This window comes from Pseudoduganella guangdongensis (assembly GCF_009857475.1).
GTDB lineage: Bacteria > Pseudomonadota > Gammaproteobacteria > Burkholderiales > Burkholderiaceae_D > Rugamonas > Rugamonas guangdongensis.
This window is the reverse complement of the sequence record NZ_WWCJ01000042.1, coordinates 1-2,533: the sequence shown is the minus strand read 5'-3', so window position 1 is coordinate 2,533 and position 2,533 is coordinate 1. Positions and strand designations below refer to the sequence as shown.

The window sequence follows — 2,533 nt, the reverse complement described above, 5'->3', positions numbered from 1 at the left end:
CCACGGCCGGCAGCGGCGGCGCGCCGTCGGCCACGCTGTGCAAGGGCTGGCCGGGCGCCGGCGTGCTGCTGCTGGCGGCCGCCTGCGGCGGCGCGCTGCTCATCCAGCTGGCCCCGCTGCCGACGTATTCGCGCACATTGGTGTCGGGCGGCGCGTGGAAGGTGCTGCAGGCCGCGCCGGCCAGGCCGAAGCGCGCATTGAGCTGCTGCCACAGGCCAAAGCCGGTGGCGCTGATGCGGCGCAGGTTGAGCGCGCCGGACAGCGCGGGGTAGGCCAGCTTGCCGCTGCACATGAAGGGCGCGACGTTGACGTCGTCGGTGCTCGCCGCCAGCGCCGCGCTGCCGGGCGGGCTGGCCGGGTCGACCAGGAAGAACTCGCCGCTGGCGGCGCCGGGCGCGGGATTCAGCGCCAGCAGGTTGTAGCCGACGCCGAGGCGCAAGCCGTACTGCACGATTTCGTCCACGCCGCCGCCGTTGGCGCGCGTGGCCTGCGCCACGCTGCTGGGCGCGCAGATGGCCAGCGGCAGCACGCGCAGGCCCTGCGCCCCCGCCACCGCGTGCACCGCCAGCGCGGTGCTGCCGCTGCCGCCCAGCAAGGCGCCGAACGGGCTGGGCAGGCGGGTATAGGCCGCGTCCAGGGCCGCCATGTCGACCCGCGCGTAGCGCAGCGCCAGCGGCGCCGCCTGCGCCGCGCCGGACGCCAGCCACGGCCCGCCCGGCGCGCTGGCAAAGGTCAGCGCCGCCGGGTTGAACGTGATGCTGCCGATGCCGCGCAGCGGGCGGTTGTAGGCCAGCACGCCGGCCAGCTGCAGCGCAGCGTCGATGCCGCCCGCCGTGCCGTCAAGCTTCTGCGCCGCGGCCAGGGCGATCATGTCGGCCGCCTGCTGCAACTGCCCCTGGCGCTGGAACGCCATCGCGAGCTCGAGGGCCAGCCCCGCCATGCCGGCCACCAGCGGCAGGGCCAGGGCGAACAGGGTGGCGATGCCGCCGCGCTGGCGGCGCGTTGCGGCCGGCCGCTTCATGGGCGCACTCCGGCATCCGCGTGCGGCGCCGGCTCGCTGAAGGACTTGCGGTAGCGCGCCTGGGCCGCCGCCGCCGCCGCGCCATCCAGCGCGGGCGCCTCGCCCTCCGGCTTGACCAGGTGGGCCGTGATCACGAACAGCAGTTCGCTGCGGTCGTTTTGGAAGTCGCTGCTGCGGAACAGGGCGCCCAGCACCGGGATCTCGCTGAGCAAGGGCACGCCCTTGACGTTGTTGACCTGGCTGTGGCGGATCAAGCCGCCGATGGCGAAGCTCTGGCCGTCCTGCAGCTGCACCGTGGTGCTGGCGCGGCGCGTGGTGATCAGGGGGAAAATGGCGCGCGCGGCGACGCTGCCGGCGCTGACGCCGATACCGTCGCGCGACAGCTCGGATACTTCCGGCGCCACCTTCAAGTTGATGCGGCCGCCGGCCAGCACGGTGGGCGTGAATTTGAGGCCGACACCGAACTCCTTCTCCTCCAGCGTGATGCGGTTGTTGTCCTGCGCCACCGGCACCATGACCTTGCCGCCGGCCAGGAAGCTGCCCTCCTGCCCGCTCATCGCCATCACCGTCGGTTCGGCCAGGATGCGCACCTGGCCGTCCTGGCGCTCGGCGTCGAGGGTCAGGCTGCTGCCGTTCGACTTGCCCAGCCGCAGGCGCCCGCCCAGCATGCCGCTCAGGAAGTCGGCCAGCACCATGGCGCTCCAGCTGCCGCTGGCATGGCGCAGCGACAGGCCGGCCTCCAGCTTGTCGAGCAGGGTTTTCGACACCTCGGCCACCTTCACTTCCAGCTTGACCTGCTGCGGCGCGCTGACCGCCAGCAGGTTGACCAGGCGCGGCCCCTGCACCGGCGCCGCCGCCCCGCCTTCGCGCTTGGCCAGCGGCTGCGGCGCCTGGCGCACGAACGCCTGCGCCAGGTCCAGCACTTGCGCCAGGGTGGCGCCGTCGCTCACGCTGCCGCTCAGGGCGATGGCGTCGGCGGCGGCGCTGACCTTGATGGCGCGCTCCTGCGGCAGCAGCTCGGCCAGGCTGGCGCGCAGCGGCGCCACATCCAGCCCAACCGACACCTCGACCACGCTGCAGGCGCCGCCCTTGCCCTGCACGATCAGGTTGGTGCTGCCAATGTCGGCGCCCACCAGGTACAAGGTGTCGGGCGCCACCAGGGTGGCCTGCAGCACGTGCGGGTTGCCGATGCTGCGCCCGCTGACCGGGTCGGGCAGGCGCATCAGGGTCGACTTGCCCAGTTCCAGCGCCAGCTTGCCCGGCACCGCCGGCGCGCCGCCGCAGCGCAGGCTCTGGCTATGGGCCGGCGCCGGCAGCAGGCCGGCGGCAAGGGCGCTGGCACAGGCCAGCAGGCGGATGGGGGCGGGTCGCATGGCGGCTCCTCACAGGCATTCCCGGCTGCTGCGGTTACCGTCGATGACGCCGATGCAATAGCGCGCCGGGATGGCGGGGGCGGCCGGCTGGCCGGCGCCGCGCGGCGCCAACGCGGGCACCGCGCGGGCCAGCGCGTCC

At 74.2% G+C, this 2,533-nt stretch carries 2 protein-coding genes; both read right to left on the bottom strand.

Annotated features, from left to right (window positions below; all coding sequences use genetic code 11):
• Nucleotides 1-1,021 (bottom strand): pilus assembly protein TadG-related protein (locus tag GTP41_RS26725; RefSeq protein ID WP_161028633.1); only part of this gene is annotated, 1,021 nt, incomplete at its 3' end.
• Nucleotides 1,018-2,394, bottom strand: a complete 1,377-nt coding sequence (locus GTP41_RS26720) for a type II and III secretion system protein family protein (protein WP_161028632.1) — start codon at nucleotides 2,392-2,394, stop codon at nucleotides 1,018-1,020. The genes GTP41_RS26725 and GTP41_RS26720, both read right to left, overlap by 4 nt.
• Nucleotides 2,395-2,533: the final 139 nt, after the last annotated feature.